We start from the raw sequence: 21,531 nt of genomic DNA, 5'->3' as shown, positions 1-21,531 counted from the left end.
CGATTTCCTGGCAACTCCCCGTGCCCGGACTTAATATGGACTAGTCGTTTCCGGCAGCTATCGCAGGATAGTGGCACCGACACTACCTGGATGGATGCCATGGAAAGTGAAGGGGAATCGTCATGTCTGAAGGCAAATCGCCACGCCATGCTGCACAGCAGGAATTGGCCGATGTGTCCGAGGCCGAAATCGCGGTCCATTGGCCTGAGGAGGACTATGTCCCGCCGGCCGGCCAGTTCATTGCGCAGGCCAATCTGACTGATCCCCACATTTTCGAGCGCTTCTCCCTCGATCGTTTCCCCGAGTGTTTCAAGGAGTTCGCAGACCTGCTGGACTGGTACAAATACTGGGAAACGACGGTGGATACCAGCAACCCGCCTTTCTGGCGCTGGTTCGTCGGCGGCAGGATCAACGCCTGCCACAACTGCGTGGATCGCCACCTCACCGCGTACAGGAACAAGACCGCGATTCATTTCGTGCCCGAGCCGGAGCATGAGGCGGTGCATCACCTCACCTACCAGGAGCTCTTTGTTCGCGTCAATGAACTGGCCGCCCTGCTGCGCGAGTTCTGCGGCCTGAAGGCCGGCGACCGCGTCACGCTGCATATGCCGATGGTGGCCGAACTGCCCATCACCATGCTCGCATGCGCGCGCATCGGCGTGATTCATTCGCAGGTATTCAGTGGCTTCAGCGGCAAGGCCTGTGCCGAGCGCATCGCGGACTCCGAGAGCCGGCTGCTGATTACCATGGACGCCTATTACCGCGGCGGTGAATTGCTCGATCACAAGGAAAAGGCCGACATCGCCGTGGCAGAAGCCGCCAGCGCCGGTCAGCAGGTCGAGAAGGTCCTGATCTGGCAGCGCTACCCGGGCAAGTATTCCAGTGCCGCCAAACTGGTGAAGGACCGCGATGTCATTCTCAATGACGTGCTCGCCGGGTTCCGCGGCAGGCGTGTCGAGCCCGAGCCGATGCCGGCGGAGGCGCCGCTGTTCCTGATGTACACGAGCGGCACCACGGGCCGGCCCAAGGGCTGCCAGCATTCCACCGGCGGCTATCTGTCCTACGTGGCGTGGACCTCGAAGTACATTCAGGATATCCACCCCGAGGACGTCTACTGGTGCATGGCCGATATTGGCTGGATCACCGGGCATTCCTACATCGTCTATGGCCCGCTCGCGCTCGCCGCTTCGTCCGTCGTCTATGAAGGCGTGCCAACCTGGCCCGACGCCGGCCGGCCGTGGCGTATTGCGGAAAGCCTTGGCGTCAATATCTTCCACACCTCGCCCACCGCAATCCGCGCGCTGCGGCGCAACGGGCCCAATGAGCCGGCGAAGTACGACTGCCATTTCAAGCACATGACCACGGTGGGCGAGCCGATCGAGCCCGAAGTCTGGAAGTGGTACCACCGTGAAGTCGGCAAGGGCGAGGCGGTCATCGTCGACACCTGGTGGCAAACCGAGAATGGCGGCTTCCTCTGCAGCACGCTGCCGGGCATCCACCCGATGAAGCCCGGCAGCACGGGCCCGGGGATTCCGGGCATTCATCCGGTGATCTTTGACGAGGAAGGCAAGGAGATCCCGGCCGGCTCGGGCAAGGCGGGCAATATCTGCATCCGCAATCCCTGGCCGGGCATATTTCAGACCGTCTGGAAGGATCCGGACCGCTACGTGCGCCAGTACTATGCGCGCTATTGCAAGAATCCCGACAGCAAGGACTGGCGCGACTGGCCGTATATGGCGGGCGATGGCGCAATGCAGGCGGCGGACGGCTACTTTCGCATCCTTGGCCGCATCGACGACGTGATCAACGTTTCCGGCCATCGCCTCGGCACCAAGGAGATCGAATCGGCCGCACTGCTGGTGCCAGACGTCGCCGAGGCGGCGGTGGTGCCGGTGGCCGACGAGATCAAGGGCAAGGTGCCTGATCTCTATGTGTCGCTCAAGCCGGGACTGTCGCCTTCCACCAAGATCGCGAACAAGGTCTCGGCCTCGGTCGTGTCCCAGATCGGCGCGATTGCGCGTCCGCATCGCGTCGTGATTGTTCCCGACATGCCCAAGACACGCTCGGGCAAGATCATGCGTCGCGTGCTGGCGGCGATCTCCAACCACCAGGAGCCTGGCGACGTGTCCACGCTTGCCAATCCGGAGGTCGTCGAGAAGATCAGGGAGCTGGCGACATAGGACGGCACTCCTGCCGGCGGCTCCCGGCAGGCCGCTCACTTCCGCTCATCGGCACCCCCGGCCCCGAGCGCCTCAAGCAGCGGCCGCAAGGCATCGAGTTCCGCGCCGAAGCCGCTCCAGTCCCCCGCCTTCAGGCGCGCGATGGCACGGTCATAGTGCGCGAGTGCCTCGCGGGCGCGGGCATTCGCTGCGCCCTGCGCCGGTAGCGCCGCCGGTGCGGATTCCTTGAAGAGGGCCGCAAGGGCTGCGCCCAGGGTGTCCTCCATGACCACGCGATCGCCATAGGCGGCGATCACCCGCTTGAGTTCGGGCAACTGGCCGGACTCCGCGCGCAGGTAGAGCGGGGAGACATAGAGGATGGAGTTCTCGATCGGCACGACCTGCAGATGGCCGCGGATGACGCGCGAGCCCATCTGGTTCCACAGGGAAATCTGCTGCGAGATCTCGGTATTCTGCTGGATGCGCGCCTCGATCTGGAATGGCCCGTAGACCAGCTTTTCCTTGGGGAAGGTGTAGGCGACAAGCTTGCCGTAGTTGGGGGGATCGGAGCGCGCCGCCAGCCAGGCGATCATGTTCTCGCGCTGGCTCGGCACCATCGGCAGCATGAGGACGAACTCGGCGCGCGGTTCGTCCGGCAGCCGCAGGATCATGTAGTAGGGCATCATCCGCGCGGCGGGCATGTTCCCTGTGCTCATGCCTGTCAGCTGGCGTGGGAACTCCCACAGATCCTCGCGGTTATAGAAAACCTCCGCCGCTTCCATGTGGTAGGCGCGGTAGATCTGCGCCTGGATCAGGAACAGGTCTTCAGGGTAGCGGATATGCCGCTGCAGATCCTGCGGCATGGCGCCCAGCGGCCTGAACACGCCCGGGAAGATGCGCTGGTACACCTGCAGGACCGGATCGGCCGGGTCGCTGATGTAGAAGTCGACCGTGCCGTTGTACGCATCGATCACGACCTTGACGGCGTTGCGGATGTAGTTGTCTCCGCCACCGGTGCCGGGCTGCGAATAAGGGAACCAGCCGCTGGTGGTGTAGGCGTCCTGGATCCAGTAAAGACGCCCTTCGCTCGCGACCACATAGGGGTCATGGTCGAGGGTGAGGAACGGGGCAATCGTGTGCACGCGGTCCCGGATGTTGCGATGGAGCAGGATGCGGCTTTCCTGCGTGATGTAGCCGCTCAGCAGGATATTGGGATCGCCGAGCTGCCAGGCGAACAGGGTCCGGCGCGCGATGCCGCCGATGTCGATGCCGTCGCGCCCGCGGTAGGCCGTATAGACGTTGTCCTTGCCCTTGGGGTAGTCGAACTCGGGCACGCTGCCTTTGACGATGACATAGCCTCTGCCGCCTTCACCGAAGTAGAGGCGCGGCTCCTGGATGGCCGGGCCGCCGTTGGAGAGCGGGGGAATGTCATGCAGATAAAGCGAGGGCAGGCCTTCGGCGGATTTCTCGGTGACCGGCGACATCACCACGCCATTGCCATGGGTGAACAGGAGATGCAGGTTCACCCAGGTCTGGGCATTGGCCGGAATCAGTGCCGGCTCCAGCTCCCGCGCCGACAGCATGACCTGCTGGTAGCCTGCGCCGAGCTGATAGCGGTCGATGTCCGTCGCAAGGAACTTGTAATAGGTCCGGATCTCCTGCAACTGCGCATAGGTATCGCGCAGCGGCTGCAGATCCCACAGGCGAATGTTGTCGATGGTCGGCCGATTGGCCTGGAGCGAGGCGAGATCCAGGCTCTGTTCGACCGGGAACGGCTTCACCTCGATCTGCGTCACGCCATAGGCCTCCCGCGTCAGCGCAATATTGTGTTCGAGATACGGCGTCTCCAGTTGCAGCTCGTTCGGCTTGACATAGAACCGCTGGAACAGTGCCGGCCAGATCGTGCCGAGCAGTATTGCGCTGCCGACCACCAGGAGCGCCGCGGCCGCAGGGACCCGATAGTCCCGCCAGCGCATATTGGCCCATGAAGCGGCGGCAGCCGCGGCAGCCAGGCCGACTTGCAGCCACAGGACCGGCAGCCCGACATGGACATCGGTATAGCTCGCGCCGACCACGACGCCGTTGTCGCCGTAGAGCAGCATGAAGCGGTCGAGCCAGTAGGACCACGCCTGCAGCGCGAAGAACAAGCCGAGCAATGCCGAACCATGGGTAGCGGCCGCCATTGAAAGCCCGCGCGGCGACCGGACCAGCGCGATGTCGCCGCGCAAGCCGTAGACCACGCCGGCAACCACTGCGCTGCAGCCCAGCAGCAGGAGCAGCCAGTTCCTGAGTGCAAGATACGCCGGCAGCGAGAAGACGTAGAAACCGATGTCCTTGCCGAAGATCGGATCGGTCTTGCCGAAAGGCACCTGATGGATATAGCGCAGCGCAATGGCCCAGCTCGACAGTTCCCCGACGGCCATGAGCAGCCCCACAAGGACGGCGGCGGCGGCAATGGCGGCGCGCCACGGAAGGCGCGCTGCAATCTCGCCAACCGGCTGGCCCAGGACCTCCGGCCTCCAGGCCTGCGCCTGACTCGCGCAGCGGTGCGCCAGCCAGCCCGATACCCAGAGCGCGCCTGCCGAAACGGCGAATACGGCAAGGAACAGAAGCGCCTGGGTGGCGAATATCGTGCGGAACACCCCGGCGTAGCCAACCGAGGCAAACCACAACCAGTCAACAACGAGGCCGGTGACGCGGCCGACAGCAACCAGCGCGACGATGACGGCAACAACCCAGGTCGCAAGGCGTCTCACACGCGTGGCGTCCCTCGCTGGCGAGCGCATCGATCATGCTCCTTTGCCGCACCGTCGTCCGTGACCCGGCCATTCGGGCTGCCTGTCCATATCAGCATATATGCCTTCGCTGCACAGCGCACCGGGTACGCCACCCTGGCACGGCCGTGGCGCTATCGGCGAGCACCCATTCACCATGTCCGGCCCGATTAGAGCATATGATTCTCAAAATCCAACCAATAGGGAAATAGAATTACAATCTCCGGCGACATTGAACGACAATTCGCATGCCTGTGCTCCGGCCCGCAAATATCATGGCTATGTACCCAGAACAAGACCAAGGTGCCCGCCATGACCGGATCCCCCCTGACTGCCGCAGCCCCGGCAGCGTTTCCCCATACCGCCCCGCCAACTGCGCCGCTCGACCAGCTGGCGCTCGACCTCGAGGCCACCTTCGCCCACAGTGCGCGCATGGTGGCCGGGCACATCGCCGTGCATCTGCCGGACACCGACACGCTGCTTGCGACACTGCCGCCAGGCGCCCTGCTCGGCAGGCCGGATACCTATGCCCGCCACCTGGTTCATGCCGACCCGCTGGAGCGCTTCTCGGCGATGGTGCTGGTCTGGCGCCCGGGCCAGACCAGCCCCGTGCACGGCCATCGCACCTGGTGTGCCTACCGCGTGCTGCGCGGCACGCTGAGCGAGCAGCACTACCGGTGGGATCCCGCCAGCAGGCAGGCGCGCCATGCCAACTCCGTCTTGCGCACGGCCGGCGATACCTTCAGCGTGCCGTCCGGGCTGCAGCATATCCATGCGCTGGGCAATGCCAGCGACGATATCGCAGTGTCCCTGCACCTCTACGGCGTGCACCGCGACCACATTGCCACCGGCGTGAACCTGCTGGTGCCGACCGCCGACGCCTAGCATCTGCCGCGCGTACCAGCGCCGCGTGCGGGCGCCGGCCCACCCTCACCTGACCCGCTACGCGCCATGGACCGCTACGACAAACAGATTCTCGCCATCCTGCAGGAAGACGCCACCGTGCCGGTGGCGGAGATCGGGGAACGGGTCGGCCTGACCTCGACGCCGTGCTGGCGCCGGATCCAGCGGCTGGAAGCGGCCGGCCTGATCCGCAAACGCGTGGCACTGCTCGACGCCGACAAGCTCAATGCCGGGGTCACGGTCTTTGTCTCGGTCCGCACCAGCCAGCACAACGTGAAATGGCTCGCGCAATTCCACGGACTGGTGGCATCGATCCCGGAAGTGACCGAGTTCTACCGCATGGCCGGCGATACCGACTACCTGCTGCGCGTGGTGGTGCCGGATATTGCCGCCTACGACCGCGTCTACAAGAAGCTGATCCAGGGCGCCGAGCTGGCCGACGTCAGTTCCAGCTTTGCGATGGAGCAGATCAAGTACACCACGGCGCTGCCGCTCGATTATGCGTAGGCCGGCACCGGCCCTTCATCCGGGCAAAACCGTGAACCCAGACATCGAGCGCTGCGAGGCGTACCGGCAGTTCGAAAAGATCCATGCCGCCTTCCGTGCCGGCGATATCGAAGTGCTGCGAGCAGCGGTTGATGATCCGGCCTGCATTCCCACGGGACCATGCTGCCAGGGATTGGCGCTTGCCTCGAATACGCGATCTACCATAGCCCGCTGCCCTTTATCCGCACCCCGCTCGAAGCCGGCGCGGCTCCCCGGCCGGCGGATCAAGCGGGCTTTCCGCCGCTGATTGCCGCGCTGTCATGCACGCTCGCCGCGCCGGGCGGCAGCGCACGCTCGGACGTGGTCGAACTGCTCCGGCTGCTGCTGGACTTCGGCGCCGATCCCGCGCAGCGCGGCATCAACGACTACACCGCGCTGCATTGGCGGTGAGCGTGCGCAACTTGCCCGCGGTGGCGCTGCTGCTCGTGGCGGGGGTGGATGCGCCTTGCCGCACGCGCATCGACGACTGCGAGACTCCGCGCGAGATGGCCGAAGCCAAACGCCACCGATTACCGGGACGCGCCGCTGTTCACGCTCGACACCATGCTGCTCAAGCGCTTTGCCACGGTGCCGGCCTCGGGCTGATCGCCGGCACGACGCAGCATCTGGGCGATGACAGCGGCCCGCTGGCGACCGCCTGAACGGCTTCCGCGGCCATGACTGGGCGGTGGGCCCGACCGTCACCTACGACACCAAGATCGGCGCCAAGAGCCTGCTGTCGCTGGGCTGCGCTGGGTGCCCTCGGTGGCCAACAAGAACCGCCTGAAGCGCACGAATACGTTCATGGGAACGGCGACCATCGTGTTCTGAGTCCTGCAAGTTCCCAGGCGGCAAGGCAGAATGCGTCCCACGCTCCCCATCGGGCGAGTTAAAGTACGCACCCAATAGTGCCTGCGTTGATCACGCGCAAGCCCGCAACCCTTGCAAGCCTGCAGACTGGCATCCATGACCTCAGTCCCATCCTCGTCAACACGTGCCACCGGCACGTGTGCCTCAACGCCCTCGGCGCCATCAACACCCGGGGAACCCACCCCCTTGTCTCGCCGCCGCCGGGCTCCGGTGCCGCGCGGCCGCTTCGCCTGGATCACCGGGATTCTCAGCTGGACTCTGCTGATTGCAAGCACGCTGTTCTGGTGCGCGCTGCTGTTTCCGCTGGCGCTGCTGAAGCTGGCGCTGCCGTTTGCCGCCGTCAGGCGGCGCATCGATCCGCTGCTCAACGGCATCGCGACCGCCTGGATCTCCGGCAACACCGGCTGGTTCGCGTGGATCCAGCGCGAGCCGTGGGATGTCCAGGGCAATGAGGGGCTGCGCTATGCCGACTGGTACCTGGTGAACTGCAACCATCAGTCGTGGGCGGATATCTTCGTGCTGCAGCGCTCGCTGAACCGGCGCATCCCGCTGCTGAAGTTTTTCCTGAAGCAACAGCTGATCTATGTGCCGGTGATCGGGCTGGCGTGGTGGGCGCTGGACTTTCCGTTCATGAAGCGCCATGGCAAGGCGCAACTGCGGCGCAATCCGGCGTTGCAGCGCAAGGACCAGGAAACGGCGAAGCGCGCCTGCGCGAAGTTTTCGCTGGTGCCGACCAGCGTGATGGTGTTTGCCGAAGGCACCCGCTTTACCGAGGCCAAGCGCGCGGCACAGGACTCTCCGTACCGCCATCTGCTCAAGCCCAAGGCCGGCGGACTGGCGGTGGCACTGAATGCGATGGGCAACAAGTTCCGCTCGCTGATCGACGTCAGCATCGTGTATCCGGAAGGCGCGCCAGGCTTCTGGGACCTGGCCTGCGGGCGCGCCGGCCCGGTGCTGGTGCGCATGCGGCAGTTGCCGGTGCCGCCGGCCTTCTGCGAGGCTGATTACGGTAGCGACAAGGCCTTCCGCAGGGAATTCCACAACTGGCTGGCACGCCAGTGGGAAGCCAAGGATGCAGAGATCGATGCGCTGATGCCGCCGCGTGCCGGCTGAAGTCTCGCTACCCGGGCAGGCGGTCGACTGCCCGCTTTCCCTGCCCCACCGCCGCGGTCAGCGAAGGGCTGCCGGCGTTGTCGCTGTTCGCGATGCTGATATTGCCCACGCCGGCCAGCCCCGGCCACGCCGCGTCGGGCGCCACGTTCTCACCCGCCAGGCTGTCGGGCATATAGCTGTATCCGTGTGCCCAGCGGTTGACGGTGATGCCGCGGATCACGTCCTTCGAAGCAAAGCCTTTGTGGCCGAGCATGCGGTCCAACTGCGCACGGATGTCGCGTTCCAACGTGTCGAAGGGCGTGCCGAGCAGCAAGGCACGGCCCGCGCGGAAGCGGTCGCGCGCCTGCATGCCGCTGTCAGGCACGGTCGGCACATAGAGCATATGCAGCACGGCGGGATCGGAGGGATGTTTGCCCGCCGGCGGTTCCAGCCACAGGTCGGTATAGGCCATGGCCGGCGCGTGGATGCGGCGCGTGCGCAGCGCCGCGAACGCCTGCCAGTGGTCCAGCGCCACCTTGGTGTAGACCAGCGGCGCCTTGGCCTCGTTGTGCAGCATCTCCTTCTGCTTCGCCGGCAGCGACGGCAGCAGGTACGGGATCATCATGTTGTAGCCGGCCAGCACCACGTGGCGCGCCTCGACGCGGTGCAGATTGCCGCTGAATCCATAAGTCACGCGCGTGATATTGCCGTCGGGCTCGACCGCGATCGCGGTGCTGTTCAGGCGCAGGCGCACCGGCTGCCCGTCGCGGTCCAGGCGGCTGTAGTCGAACGCGGCCGACACCACATCGGCCGGCCGGGCGAACGACGCCACGCCAGGGATCAGGCTCTGCACCAGTAGCCGCGCCAGCGAGGCATTGCCATCCGGAAACCACAGGCGCGAAGCCGGCGACTTGCCAAGCCGCAGGTTTCCCGCCGGCGCGGGCATGTTGGCGCCGGCAGGCAGACCGATGGCAATAGCGTCGGCAACGGAGATCCCATCGGCATCCAGCGCATAGGCATCGTTGCTGCGGCTGCGCAGGAAGCGTTGCCCGGCCAGGCCGATGCCGGCCTTGTCACGCAGAAAACTTGCGTAACGCATGGCGCGCAGCGCTGCCGCTCGCTCGGCGCCGGACAACGCCGGCAGGTAATCGGTGGTGCCCGCGGCCAGCCGCGCCAGAGCGGCGCGGTCCGCCGCAGGCAGAGGCGCGCTGTCCAGGAAGCGCGACAGGGCAGCCGCATCCGGGCCACCGGCCTGCTGCCCGCTGCGAACATCGATCAGCTCGCCGAACGGATCGCCCGCGACCCACTGGTCGCGCCCGAAATGCTCGGCATCGAAGAACACGGCGCGGCCCAGGCCGAGCGCGGCATAGGGATCCGCGGGCGCCGTGCCAGGCGCGCGCGTGGCGTCGAGCCCGATCCCTGCCAGCAGTTCGCGCACCGCGGCGTCGCCGGCAGCGCTTGCCGGCATCTCGGCGCTGCCGCCAAAGGTCACCAGCCGCTGGCCGCGCACCGTGAACTCATTGCGCTTGGCATGGCCGCCGAAATCGTCGTGGTTGTCCAGGATCAGGATGCGGCGGTTGGCGCCGAAGCGGCGCCGGTAGAACCACGCCGCCGCCAGCCCGCTCAGGCCACCGCCGACGACCACCAGGTCGAAGGCCTCGTGTGCCAGCACGACCGGGTATTTCGCGCCCTCGCGCGCCAGGCTGTGCGCCAGCGTGTAGGTGCCGGGATGGTTGCCGCGCAGGCCGGTCAGCGAGGGCGGGTATGCCACGCCTGCCCCACCCTGCTGCGCGTGCAGCAACTGCACGGGCGCAAGGCCGGCGGCAATGGTCAGGGCGGTGCCGTTGAGGAAGTCTCTGCGCGTAATCGTCATCGGGTGCTCATCGGGATGCGTCGCCTGCCGCGGCCGGGCGCTGCGCGGCCAGCGCCTTGCGCCGTGCCGCCACAGCGGCTTCCGGCACCGGCGCGGCGCGGTTGCCCCAGCTGCCGCGGATAAAGGTCAGCACATTGGCCAGTTCCTGGTCGTCCAGCGTCCAGCCATAGCCGGGCATGTGGTAATCCGCCGGCGCGGTGCCCACACGCGCGGTCACGGCGCCGTCGAGCAACAGGTTCACCAGCGAGGCCGGATCGGGATCGGCGACGGTCGGGTTGCCGGCCAGCGGCGGGAACACGCGGGCAAAGCCCTTGCCGTCGGCGCCATGGCAAGGCATGCAGAACACCGCGTACTGGCGCGCACCGGGCACATCGAAGCGGCCCTGCTGCAGTTGCTGCGCGGTGGCGGCATCGTGCCGGAACGGCTTGTCCTCGCCCCGCGCACCGGGCAGGGACTTCAGGTAGGCGGCGACGGCATCGAGGTCGGGCGCGCTCATGTACTGGGTGGCAGTGGAGACCACCGTGGACATCGGACCGAACGAGGTTGCGTGCCCGTTGCGCCCGGTGCGCAGGAACTCGGCGATGTCCGCGCGCGACCACGCGCCCAGGCCGGTGACCTGGTCACCGGTCAGGTTGGTGGCGGACCAGCCCTCCACGCTCGCCCCGGACAGGAAATGGCGGCTGCGCTCGTCCAGCCCCTTCTCGGCAAACAGGTTGCCGCGCGGCGTATGGCAGGCGCCGCAGTGCGCCACCGCCTGCACCAGGTAGGCACCGCGGTTCCAGGCTGCGCCGCGCGCGGGGTCGGTGCGGACCGGGTCGTCATCAACGAACAGGACGTTCCACACCGCCAGCAGGCTGCGCATGCTGAACGGCCAACGCATCTGCGGTGCGGGGTTGCGCTGGGTGACCGGCGCCACCTCGGCACGCAGGTAGGCGTACAGCGCCGCCACGTCCTCGGCGCGCATGCGCGCGTACGAGGGATACGGCATCGCCGGATAGAGGCGTTTGCCGTCGCGCGCCACGCCGTACCGCAAGGCGCGGTCGAACTCGGCCAGCGTATAGGCGCCGATGCCGCTGCCGGCATCGGGCGTGATATTGGTCGAATGGATCGTGCCGACCGCCGTGCGGATCGGCAGCCCGCCGGCGAATGGCTTGCCGCCTTCGCTGGTATGGCAGGCGGCGCAGTTGGCGATGCGCGCCAGGTAGCGGCCGCGCTCGATCTGTTGCGTGTCGGTGGCGGCCAGCGCCATGCCCACGGGCAGCAGCATCGCCAGCGTCAGGCAGGCCAGCTTGCGCAGCGCACGGGCTGTGGCGATACCAGGTCCTTGGGGCAGGAGAAGCATGGGAGCAGATTCAGGTCAGGCAGCCGACACCGCCCAGTTTGCCGCAAGCACCAGGCACACCACCAGCCCGGCGGCGACGGCCACGCCGGTCAGGATCAGCGGCACCGGGCGCAAGGTGTCCAGGTCGCGCTGGTGCTCCTGCCCCTGGCGCAGGCCAAAGAAGCCCCACAGCACGGTCCGCAACAGCCTCAACGGGTTCATGGCATCTCCTTGCACAACGCCTTTGTGTACGAGTGCCGATTATGGGCCGTCCGCGCCAGCCATAACAGCATCAGATAACAGGAAAATTTACGTATCAGTTTGCCTGCACGGGAGATAATGCGCTCAACCGCCCCGCCCCCGCCAACCCGCCATGAAACGCTACGAAGCCCTTGCCGAGACCCTGGCCGCTGATATCCGCAACGGCAGCCTGCCGCCGGGCACGCGCCTGCCGTCGATCCGCAAGACCGTGGCCCAGTATGGCGTCAGCCCCTCGACCGCCTTCCAGGCCTATTACCGGCTGGAAGAGCGCGGGCTGGTGCGGGCGCGCGAGCGCTCCGGCTACTACGTGGCGGGACCGGCGCGGCGCGAGCTGCCCCAGCCGCAGGCGCGGCCATCGCGCCAGGTGTCGACGCAGGTCGACATCTCCAAGCTGGTCTTCGCCGTGCTGGAAGGCGCGCGTGACCGCGAGCTGGTGCAGTTTGGCTCGGCCTTTCCCTCGCCCGAGCTGTTCCCGTGGGAGCGGCTGGGCAAGTCGCTGGCGCGCGCCGGCCGCGCGCTCGACCCGTGGTACTCGGTCAACGACCTGCCGCCGGGCAATACCGCGCTGCGCCGCCAGATCGCGCTGCGCTACCTGGGCGCCGGCGCCCCGCAGCCGGCCGAGGACCTGATCGTCACCAACGGCGCGCTCGAGGCGCTCAACCTGTGCCTGATGGCGGTGACGCAGCCGGGCGACGTGGTGGCGATCGAATCGCCCGGCTTCTATGCCTCGCTGCAGGCACTGGAGCGGCTGCGGCTCAAGGCCGTGGAGATCCCGGTCGACCCCGCCGAAGGCATCGACCTGGGCGCGCTCGATGCCGCGCTGTCGCGCCACCCGGTCAAGGCGTGCTGGTTCATGACGCAGTTCCAGAATCCGCTCGGCGCCAGCATGTCGGAAGACAAGAAGAAAGCGCTGGTGGCCTTGCTGGCGCGCCACCAGGTGCCGCTGATCGAGGACGACGTCTATGGCGAGCTCTACTTCGGCAACCGCTGCCCGCTGCCGGCCAAGGCCTTCGACACGCAAGGGCTGGTGATGCACTGCAGTTCGTTCTCGAAGACGCTGGCGCCGGGCTTCCGCATCGGCTGGGTGGCGCCGGGCCGCTTTGGCGAGGCCATCCAACGGCTCAAGCTGATGACCACGCTGTCGGCCGGCGTGCCCACGCAGGTGGCGCTGGCCGAATACCTGCAGCATGGCGGCTACGACAAGCACCTGCGCAAGCTGCGCCATGTGCTGGAGATGCAGCAGGGCCGCATGATCGATGCCATCGGCCAGCATTTCCCGGAAGATGTGCGCGTGTCGCGCCCAGACGGTGGTTACTTCCTGTGGGTCGAGTTTGCACCCGGCTTCGATGCGCTGGCATTGCACCATGCCGCACTGGAGGCAGGCATCGGCATAGCGCCGGGTCCGATCTTCTCTGCGCGGCAGGGATACCGCAACTGCATCCGGCTCAACTACGGGCACCTGTGGAGCGATGAGGCCGAGGCCGCCATCGCCACCCTTGGGCGGCTCATCGCGCAGCAGCAAGGCAGCTAGCGCGCATCGCGATGGCGGCGCAGCGCCCACTCCAGGGTCTCGAACGCTGCCTGTACCACCAGTGCCAGCATGGCCGCCGGGATTGCGCCGGCCAGCAGCAGCGCCGTGTCGTTGAGCGCCAGCCCGGTGGCAATGCGCTCGCCAAAGCCACCCGCGCCGACAAAGGCCGCGATCGTCGCCGTGCCCACGCTGATGATGGCCGCGGTCTTGATGCCCGCCAGAAGCACCGGCAAGGCCAGCGGCAGCTCCACGTAGCGCAGCACCTGTCCGCCGCGCAACCCGAGCGCCCGCCCCGCATCGCGCATGCCCTGCGGCACCTGCTCCAGCCCGGTCGTGGTGTTGCGCACGATCGGCAGCAAGGCATAGAGAAACAGCGCCACCATGGCCGGCCAGACGCCGATGCGGCCCAGCAGCGGGATCAGCATCGCCAGCAGCGCCAGCGACGGTACCGTCTGCAGCACGTTGACCACGCCCAGCACAGCCTGTCCGGTGCGGCGCCGCCGCGCCGCCAGCATCCCCAGCGGTACGCCGACCAGCGTGGCGGCGCCGACCGCCCCCGCCACCAGGCCGACATGGCGCCGCGCCAGACGCGTGGTGTCGGGCCCGAACAGCGCGGCAGCCAGCCGGCCGCGCGGCTCGGCACCGTCATGCGTTGCCTTTTGCCCTGCAGTGCCGGCCAGGAACGCGCGCGCGATCGCGTCGAATGACTGGCCATCGATCTCCGCCGCCGCGTTCATGGCGCTCATGTCGTCGGCGCTGACGCGCCCGGCCAGCCGCTCCAACGCTTGCCAGGCCTGCGGGAAACGCTTCGGTACGTCAAGGCGGTAGACCACCACCGCGTCGTAGCGCGGGAAGTAATGCCGGTCGTCTTCCAGCACGCGCAGCTTGTACTTGCGGATCTTGGCGTCGGTGGAATAGATGTCGATGGCATCGACCTGCCCCGCGGCCAAGGCCTCGTAGGCAACGCCATGGTCCAGCCCGACCGGGCGTTGCGGCAGCCCGTAGCGGCTGGCCAGCCCCGGCCAGCCGTCGGCGCGCCCCAGGAACTCATGGGACAGGCCGAGCCTGAGCTGGGGCTGCGCGGCGAGATCGCTCAGCCGGCGCAGCGCGCCGGCGCGGGCATCGGACACGGCCAGCGCATAGGTGTTCTCAAAACCAAGCGGAATTGCCGCGCCCAGCCCCATCGGCGCCAGCGCGCGCTGGATGGCATCGAGCCCGGCTCCGGGGGGCAGTTTCAGGATCTCGGCGGCGAGCGTGCCGGTGTAGTCGGGATAGAGGTCGATGCTGCCGGCCTTCAGCGCCTCGAAGACGATCGCGGTATTGCCCAGGCCTGGCTGGTGTTGAGCGGCGCCGGGCGGCCCCGCGGCCTGGGTCAGCAGTTCGCCAAGGATGTATGACTCGGTGAAGCGCTTGGAGCCGACGCGCAGCGGATCTGCCGCGCGCGCCGGCATGGCGCCCGCGAGTGCGGCAGCCAGCACCCACACCACTGCCTGCCACAGCGGGCGCCCAGTTCTCCCGATCTCCCGACTGCTACGGATCCAAGCCAAAACGTCTGTCCCGATAGGGGGCCGGTGTGCGCCCGGCATCGCTACATCATAGCTGGCGCATGTCCTTATCCAGAAATAGTATTTGTCATTTGCATGATGAAGGCGTCAGAATCCATAAAACACATTCTTTCCAAGCGCGCCCCCATGGAAATCCGGCAATTGGAAGCCTTCGCCGCAGTGGTCACCACTGGCAGTGTCACCGCTGCCGGGCGGCTGCTGGGCCGCTCGCAGCCCGCCATTACGCGACTGATCCAGGAACTGGAAGCCGAACTGGGCTTTGCCCTGTTCACCCGCAGCGGCCCGCGCGTCAGCCCGACCGAGCAAGGCTTCCTGCTCTATGACGAGGTCGAGCAGACGCTGGCCGGCATGCAGCAGATCCGCACACGCGCCGCGGCCCTGGCGCGCGGCGATGGCCGGCCCCTGCGCATTGCCGCGACCCCGGCGCTGGCAGCCGGCTTGCTGCCGCCGGCCCTGGCGCTGGCCTTCGAACGCGGGCTGTGCGCACCGGAGCGGGTATCGGTGCAGAACCTGTCGCCGGAACAAGTGGTGCATGCGGTGCTGACCGGCGCGGCCGATATCGGCCTGAACAGCCTGCCGCTGGAACACCGCGGCGTGACCGTGCACTGGATCGGCCAGTCAGCCTGCGTGGCTGCCGTGCGTGCCGACGACCCACTGGCGGCGCAGCCTGCCATCGCCCTGCAGGACTGCCGCGGCCGCCGCATCGTCACCATGCAGAACCCTTACCGGCTGCGCCGCCGCGTCGACCGGGCGCTTGCCGGCGCCGGCGTGCCTGAAGCGGGCGTGATCGACACCAATACCTCGATCAGCGCGCTCACGCTGGTGCGCGCGGGGCTGGGCATCGCCGTGCTGGAACCCGTGACCGCGCGCGGGCTGCCGCTGACCGATATCGCCGTGCGGGCCATCGATGCCGATATTCCCTTTTTCTTCGGCGTGATCACGCCGCAGGCCCGCCCGGCCAGCACCGCGGTGCTGGGGCTGGTGCAGGCCGTGGCCGACGCCGCCGCCGAACTGTTGCCCGACCTGGTGCGGCGCGAGCCCGCCGAACACGGCGCGCTGCTGCAGTCGCTCTATGGCGATGCCAGCGACGACGCTGACACGCTCTCACAAGATGCCGGACTTCCAAGCCATGACTGACCTATCCGCCTCCGCCCCTACCCCCGCCGCCGGCCTCGCCGCGCTGGAAGCGCGCCTGCGCCAGGACCTGTCATGGCTGGAACTGCCAGCCAAGGGCTGGACCGTCCAGCGCACCCAGGATGGCCAGGAAATCCTGGACGTCGCTGTCATCGGCGGCGGCATGGCCGGGCTGGCAGCCAGCGCCACCCTGACGCATCTCGGCATCCGCGTGCGCGCCTTCGACCGTTCCCCGGCCGGCTTCGAAGGCCCGTGGGCCACCACCGCGCGCATGGAAACGCTGCGTTCGCCCAAGCAACTGACCGGCCCCGCGCTGGGCCTGTCGGCGCTGACTTACCGCGCCTGGTTCGAAGCCCAGTTTGGCACGGCCGCCTGGGAGGCGCTGGACAAGATCCCGCGGCTGCAGTGGATGGACTACCTGCGCTGGTACCGCCAGGTGCTGGCGCTGGATATTCGCAACGAACACCAGGTCGATGCCATCGTGCCGCGCCCGGACGGACTGGTCGCGCTGTCGATGCAGACCCCGGACGGCCCGCAGACCGTACTGGCGCGCCGCGTGGTGCTGGCCACCGGCCGCGACGGCCTGGGCGGCGCCTACCTGCCGCCGGTGGCCAGCAAACTGCCGCGCCAACTGTGGGCGCATTCGTCTGACGAAATGGACTACGCCACGCTGCGCGGCAAGCGCGTGGGCGTGGTCGGCGCAGGCGCTTCGGCCATGGACAGCGCGGCGACCGCGCTGGAAGCCGGCGCCGCCTGCGTGGAGATGCTGATCCGCCGCGCCGACATCCCGCGCGTCAACAAGGGCAAGGGCGCGGGCAATCCCGGCCTGGTCCACGGCCACACCATGCTGTCCGATGAATGGAAATGGCGCATCCGCCATTACATCAACGCGCAGCAGGTGCCGCCGCCGCGCGGCAGCACTCTGCGGGTCTCGCGCCATGCCAATGCGCGCTTCCACCTGGGCTGCCCGATCGAAGCGATCGAGCCGCATGGCGACGGCCTGCGCGTGCTCACGCCCAAGGGCGTGTTCGAGCTGGACTTCCTGATCTTCTCCACCGGTTTCCGCATCGCCCTGGACACCCGGCCCGAGTTCGCCGCCTTCGCCCCGCAAATCCGCTACTGGCGCGACCGCTACACACCCCGCCCCGGCCAGGAAGACCAAGAGCTGGACGACTCGCCGGACCTGGGCCCGGCCTTCGAGTTCCTCGAGAAGACGCCCGGCGCCTGCCCCGGGCTGTCGCGCATCCACTGCTTCTGCTATCCGGCCGCGCTGTCGCACGGCACGGTGTCGGGCGACATCCCGGCCATCAGCGACGGCGCGCGCCGGCTGGGCCAGGGGATCGCCGGGCTGCTGTACCAGGAAGACGTGGAGATCCACTACGCCAACCTGGAAGCCTATGCCGAGCCCGAAGTGTTCGGCGACGAATGGACGCCGGCGCCATGAGGGCGATAAGAGGCGCCGTCACCCGCTGGCCCTGGCGCTGGCTGCTGCGCCGCCTGCTGCAGGCGGCCGCGGTGGTGCTGGTGATGACGGTGATCGTCTTCGCCGGCCTGCATGCCATCGGCAATCCGGTCGACATCCTGATTGGCCAGGACGTGGACCAGGTCGACCGCGCGCGCATCATCGCCGCGCTCGGGCTGGACCAGCCGCTGTGGCGCCAGTACCTCGGTTTCCTGAACGGCGCGCTGCACGGCAACCTGGGCAACAGCTTTGTCTATAACGTGCCGGCGATCCAGCTGATCCTGCAGCGCCTGCCGGCCACGCTGGAGCTGGCGGTGGCGGCGCTGCTGCTGGCCGTGCTGGTGGGCGTGCCGCTCGGGCTGTTCGCCGGTCTGTATCCCGAGCACCCGCTGTCGCGCGTGCTGATGACCGGCAGCATCGTCGGCTTCTCGCTCCCCACCTTCTGGGTCGGCCTGATGCTGATCATGGCCTTCAGCGTGCGGCTGGGCTGGCTGCCTTCGGGCGGGCGCGGCGCCACCACGGAATGGCTGGGCGTGCCGTGGTCCTGGCTGACCGCCGACGGGCTGCGCCACATGATCCTGCCGGCCATCAACCTGTCCTTGTTCAAGGTCTCGCTGGTGCTGCGCCTGACGCGCGCCGGCGTGCGCGAGGTATTGCCGCAGGACTGGGTCAGGTTCGCGCGCGCCAAGGGCCTGTCGCCGCTGCGCGTGGTGCTCGGCCACGTGCTGCGCAACACCATGATCCCGCTGGTGACGGTGCTGGGCCTGGAGTTCGGCTCCACCATCGCGTTCGCGGTGGTGACCGAGAACATCTTCGCCTGGCCCGGCGCCGGCAAGCTGATCCTGGACAGCATCAACGCGCTCGACCGGCCGGTGATCGTCTCCTACCTGGTGGTCGTGGTGTGCCTGTTCGTCACGCTGAACCTGATCGTCGACGTGCTCTACAAACTGCTCGATCCGCGCGTGCGGCTGGAGGGTGCGGCATGAACGCCAGCGACAAGACCAGCGCAGTGGCAGCCGAAGCCTTCGCGCCGCCCGCCGCGCCCGCCGCGCCCGCCGCGCCCGCGTTACGGCGCGAAGCGCCGTGGCGTCGCGTGGTGGCTGACTTCCTCGCCTCGCGCACCGCCGTGTTCGGGCTGGTGGTGCTGGTGCTGCTGGTGCTCACCGCGCTGCTGGCGCCGTGGCTCACGCCGCAGAACCCCTATGACCTGCTGCAACTGGATGTGCTGGACGCGCGCCTGGCGCCTGGCACCGCCAACGGTGCCGGCACCTACAGCTACTGGCTGGGCACCGACGGCCAGGGCCGCGACATCCTGTCCGGCATCATTTACGGGCTTCGCATCAGCCTGCTGGTGGGCGTCGGCTCGGCGGCGCTCGCCGGCGTGCTCGGCACGCTGCTGGGGCTGCTCGCGGCCTATGCCGGCGGGCGCGTGGACAGCCTGATCATGCGCACCGTGGACCTGCTCCTGTCCTTCCCGTCCATCCTGGTGGCGATGATGATCCTGGCCTTCCTGGGCAAGGGCGTGGGCAACGTGGTGCTGACGCTGGTGATCCTGGAGTGGGCCTACTATGCCCGCACGGCCCGCGCCCAGGCCCTGGTGGAGAGCCGGCGCGAATACGTCGAGGCCGCGCGCGGCCAGGGTATCGCGCACTGGCGCATCGTGGTCGGGCACATCCTGCCCAACTGCATGCCGCCGCTGATCGTGATCGGCTCGCTGCAGGTGGCGCGCGCGATCACGCTGGAGGCCACGCTGTCCTTTCTCGGCCTGGGCGTGCCGGTCACCGAGCCCTCGCTCGGCCTGCTGATCGCCAATGGCTACCAGTTCATGCTGTCCGACGAATACTGGATCAGCTTTTTCCCGGGCATTGCGCTGCTGCTGACCGTGGTGGCCATCAACCTGGTGGGCGACCGCCTACGCGACGTCCTCAACCCGAGGCTGCAGAAATGAACGCGCCCGCCACGCTACCCGATATCCCCACGCTGGAAGTGCGCCACTTGCGCACCCATTTCGACACCCGCAACGGCGTGCTGCGGGCGGTGGACGATGTCTCGTTTGCCGTGCCGCGCGGCCGCATCCTGGGGCTGGTGGGCGAATCCGGCTCGGGCAAGTCGGTCACCGGCTTCTCCATCATGGGGCTGGTGGATGCGCCCGGTCACATCGCCGGCGGCGAAATCCTGTTCCAGGGCCGCGAGATGACGCGCATGCGCCCGGCCGAGTTGCGCCAGCTGCAGGGCAACCGCATCGCCATGATCTTCCAGGATCCGATGATGACGCTGAACCCGGTGATGCGGATCGATGCGCAGATGATCGAGGCGGTGCGCGCGCACAGCAAGGCCAGCCACAAGCAAGCGCGCGAACTGGCCCGCGACACCCTAGGCATGATGGGCATCCCGAGCCCGGACGAACGGCTGCTGGCCTACCCGCACCAGCTTTCCGGCGGCATGCGCCAGCGCGTGGCGATTGCTACCGCCATGCTGCACCGGCCCGACCTGATCATCGCCGACGAACCCACCACCGCGCTGGATGTCACCATCCAGGCCCAGATCCTCTCGGAGGTACAGACACTGGCGCGCCAGCACGGCACTGCGCTGATCTGGATCACGCACGACCTGTCCGTGGTGGCGGGCCTCGCCGACGAGGTCGCGGTGATGTACGCCGGCCGCATCGTCGAGCAAGGCCCGGTGGACGACGTGCTGGACCACCCGCTGCACCCCTACACCGCCGGCCTGATCGCGAGCCTGCCGAGCCTGAACCAGCGCGGCCAGCGGCTGCGGCAGATTCCCGGCATGACTCCCGACCTGGCCGCCCTACCGCCCGGCTGCGCCTTTGCCGCGCGCTGCCCGCGCGCCAGCGCCGTGTGCGGCGCAGCGCCGGCCATCACTACCCCCGCGCCGCGGCGCCAGGTGCGCTGCTTCCACCCCGGCCAGCTGGCCGTCAGCATGGAGCCGGCATGACCGTCAGCCAATTGCATCCGGCCCACACCGGCCACGCGCAAGCCGTACCGGCGGCAGCAGAAGGCGGCAGGCCGCGGCTGGTGTCCGCCCGCGCGCTGGCCAAGCGCTTCGGCGAGCGCAAGCCGGGACGCATCGGCCGGGCGCTGGAGCGCCTGGGCTGGTCCGAACCCGAGCGCGTCACCCACGCCGTGGACGGCGTCGACCTCGACCTGAAGCACGGCGAAGTGCTCGGGCTGGTGGGCGAATCGGGCTGCGGCAAGTCCACCCTGGGGCGCATGATCGCGGGCCTGCTCGACCCCTCCTCCGGCGAGATCCACATCGACGGCCGCAGCCCCGCCAGCCTGGACCGCGCCGGGCGGCAGGCACTGCGCCTGAAGATCCAGATGGTGTTCCAGGACCCCTACGCCAGCCTGAACCCGCGCCTGCGCGTGGACCGCATCGTCGGCGAGGGTGCGCGCCTGCAAGGGCTGGTGGATGCGGCCGGCTTCGACGACTACGTCAGCGCGCAGTTGCAGCGCGCCGGATTGGACCCGAGCCTGCGCCAGCGCTACCCCCACCAGTTCAGCGGCGGCCAGCGCCAGCGCATCGGCATTGCCCGTGCGCTGGCGGTGCAGCCCGAGCTGCTGGTGTGCGACGAGGCCGTGGCAGCGCTGGACGTGTCGATCCAGGCCCAGGTGCTGAACCTGTTCATGGACCTGCGCGAGCAGTTGGGCCTGAGCTACCTGTTCATCAGCCACGACCTGGGCGTGGTCGAACATATCTCTGACCGCGTGATGATCATGTACCTGGGCCGCGTGGTGGAAAGCGCGCCGACCACGGAGATCTTCCGCCGCCCCAACCACCCCTACACGCAGGCGCTGCTGGCCGAAATCCCGCGCCTGGATGCCCGCCACAAGACCTTCACCGCCATCCGCGGCGAGATCCCCAGCCCGCTGGCGCCACCGGCCGGCTGCCACTTCCACCCGCGCTGCCCGCATGCCATGGCGCGCTGCGCGGTGGAGCCGCCCAGGTTGCGCGGCATCGCCGTCAACCATCTGAGCGCCTGCCATCTCAACGAAGGCTGACGCTCACCGTATAGCCCCTTTCATCCCAGAAACCGCCCCGAG

General features: G+C 68.0%; 17 protein-coding genes and 1 pseudogene. 13 read left to right on the top strand and 5 right to left on the bottom strand.

Annotated features, from left to right (window positions below; translation table 11 throughout):
* Positions 1–122: 122 nt before the first annotated feature.
* The gene (gene acs / locus CNE_RS07900) at positions 123–2,180 is read left to right on the top strand and encodes an acetate--CoA ligase (protein WP_013956600.1); all 2,058 of its coding nucleotides are present in this window, start codon (positions 123–125) and stop codon (positions 2,178–2,180) included.
* Positions 2,181–2,215: 35 nt separating this feature from the next.
* Here the strand turns inward: acs and CNE_RS07895 are convergent, their stop codons facing one another.
* Positions 2,216–4,945 carry a UPF0182 family membrane protein gene (locus CNE_RS07895; protein ID WP_013956599.1) on the bottom strand — a complete coding sequence of 910 codons (2,730 nt, stop codon included), beginning with the start codon at positions 4,943–4,945 and terminating at the stop codon, positions 2,216–2,218.
* Positions 4,946–5,245: 300 nt separating this feature from the next.
* Between CNE_RS07895 and CNE_RS07890 the strand changes: the two genes are divergently transcribed.
* The 5 genes and pseudogenes from CNE_RS07890 (at position 5,246) to CNE_RS07875 (ending at position 8,344) form a co-directional block, all read left to right on the top strand.
* Positions 5,246–5,818 carry a cysteine dioxygenase family protein gene (locus tag CNE_RS07890; protein WP_013956598.1) on the top strand — a complete coding sequence of 191 codons (573 nt, stop codon included), beginning with the start codon at positions 5,246–5,248 and terminating at the stop codon, positions 5,816–5,818.
* A 66-nt stretch (positions 5,819–5,884) separates the two neighbouring features.
* The gene (locus CNE_RS07885; RefSeq protein WP_013956597.1) at positions 5,885–6,343 is read left to right on the top strand and encodes an Lrp/AsnC family transcriptional regulator; all 459 of its coding nucleotides are present in this window, start codon (positions 5,885–5,887) and stop codon (positions 6,341–6,343) included.
* A gap of 159 nt (positions 6,344–6,502) precedes the next feature.
* Positions 6,503–6,772, top strand: a complete 270-nt coding sequence (locus CNE_RS38665; RefSeq protein ID WP_013956596.1) for an ankyrin repeat domain-containing protein — start codon at positions 6,503–6,505, stop codon at positions 6,770–6,772.
* Between the two features lie 108 nt (positions 6,773–6,880).
* Positions 6,881–7,192 (top strand): annotated as a pseudogene (locus tag CNE_RS39125) (transporter); the annotation flags it as partial.
* Between the two features lie 249 nt (positions 7,193–7,441).
* Positions 7,442–8,344, top strand: coding sequence for an acyltransferase (locus tag CNE_RS07875; protein ID WP_041227893.1), 903 nt, complete (start codon positions 7,442–7,444; stop codon positions 8,342–8,344).
* A 7-nt stretch (positions 8,345–8,351) separates the two neighbouring features.
* On the opposite strand, the gene CNE_RS07870 is transcribed toward CNE_RS07875, so the two are convergent.
* The 3 genes from CNE_RS07870 to CNE_RS07860 are packed head-to-tail and all read right to left on the bottom strand — an operon-like array spanning position 8,352 to position 11,739.
* The gene (locus tag CNE_RS07870; protein WP_013956594.1) at positions 8,352–10,196 is read right to left on the bottom strand and encodes an NAD(P)/FAD-dependent oxidoreductase; all 1,845 of its coding nucleotides are present in this window, start codon (positions 10,194–10,196) and stop codon (positions 8,352–8,354) included.
* 7 nt (positions 10,197–10,203) lie between these two features.
* Positions 10,204–11,538: a cytochrome c gene (locus CNE_RS07865; RefSeq protein ID WP_013956593.1), complete on the bottom strand. Its 1,335-nt coding sequence runs from the start codon at positions 11,536–11,538 to the stop codon at positions 10,204–10,206.
* Between the two features lie 15 nt (positions 11,539–11,553).
* The gene (locus CNE_RS07860) at positions 11,554–11,739 is read right to left on the bottom strand and encodes a DUF2970 domain-containing protein (protein ID WP_010811552.1); all 186 of its coding nucleotides are present in this window, start codon (positions 11,737–11,739) and stop codon (positions 11,554–11,556) included.
* 151 nt (positions 11,740–11,890) lie between these two features.
* Here CNE_RS07860 and CNE_RS07855 point away from each other — a divergent pair, with 151 nt between their 5' ends.
* On the top strand, positions 11,891–13,309 hold the full coding sequence (locus tag CNE_RS07855; protein ID WP_013956592.1) for an aminotransferase-like domain-containing protein: 1,419 nt from the start codon (positions 11,891–11,893) through the stop codon (positions 13,307–13,309).
* Here CNE_RS07855 and CNE_RS07850 read toward each other — a convergent pair.
* Positions 13,306–14,760, bottom strand: coding sequence for an ABC transporter permease/substrate-binding protein (locus CNE_RS07850; protein WP_153954837.1), 1,455 nt, complete (start codon positions 14,758–14,760; stop codon positions 13,306–13,308). The two genes, CNE_RS07855 and CNE_RS07850, sit on opposite strands and share 4 nt — an antisense overlap.
* A gap of 240 nt (positions 14,761–15,000) precedes the next feature.
* Between CNE_RS07850 and CNE_RS07845 the strand changes: the two genes are divergently transcribed.
* The 6 genes from CNE_RS07845 to CNE_RS07820 are packed head-to-tail and all read left to right on the top strand — an operon-like array spanning position 15,001 to position 21,489.
* Positions 15,001–16,011, top strand: a complete 1,011-nt coding sequence (locus tag CNE_RS07845; protein ID WP_013956590.1) for a LysR family transcriptional regulator — start codon at positions 15,001–15,003, stop codon at positions 16,009–16,011.
* Complete coding sequence (locus CNE_RS07840; RefSeq protein WP_013956589.1) at positions 16,004–17,452, top strand: NAD(P)-binding domain-containing protein; 1,449 nt, start codon at positions 16,004–16,006, stop codon at positions 17,450–17,452. The genes CNE_RS07845 and CNE_RS07840 overlap by 8 nt, the downstream gene beginning before the upstream one ends.
* Entirely contained in the window at positions 17,449–18,456 is a 1,008-nt protein-coding gene (locus CNE_RS07835) for an ABC transporter permease (protein ID WP_013956588.1), read from the top strand. Before CNE_RS07840 ends, CNE_RS07835 begins: the two co-directional genes overlap by 4 nt.
* A complete protein-coding gene (locus CNE_RS07830) occupies positions 18,453–19,418 on the top strand; it encodes an ABC transporter permease (protein ID WP_013956587.1) in 966 nt (321 codons plus the stop codon). The genes CNE_RS07835 and CNE_RS07830 overlap by 4 nt, the downstream gene beginning before the upstream one ends.
* Positions 19,415–20,425, top strand: coding sequence for an ABC transporter ATP-binding protein (locus CNE_RS07825; protein ID WP_013956586.1), 1,011 nt, complete (start codon positions 19,415–19,417; stop codon positions 20,423–20,425). The genes CNE_RS07830 and CNE_RS07825 overlap by 4 nt, the downstream gene beginning before the upstream one ends.
* Entirely contained in the window at positions 20,422–21,489 is a 1,068-nt protein-coding gene (locus CNE_RS07820; RefSeq protein WP_228772496.1) for an ABC transporter ATP-binding protein, read from the top strand. Before CNE_RS07825 ends, CNE_RS07820 begins: the two co-directional genes overlap by 4 nt.
* Positions 21,490–21,531 lie beyond the last annotated feature (42 nt).

It is taken from the genome of Cupriavidus necator N-1 (assembly GCF_000219215.1).
Taxonomy (GTDB): Bacteria; Pseudomonadota; Gammaproteobacteria; order Burkholderiales; family Burkholderiaceae; genus Cupriavidus; species Cupriavidus necator.
This window is presented reverse-complemented; position numbering and strand designations above follow the sequence as displayed.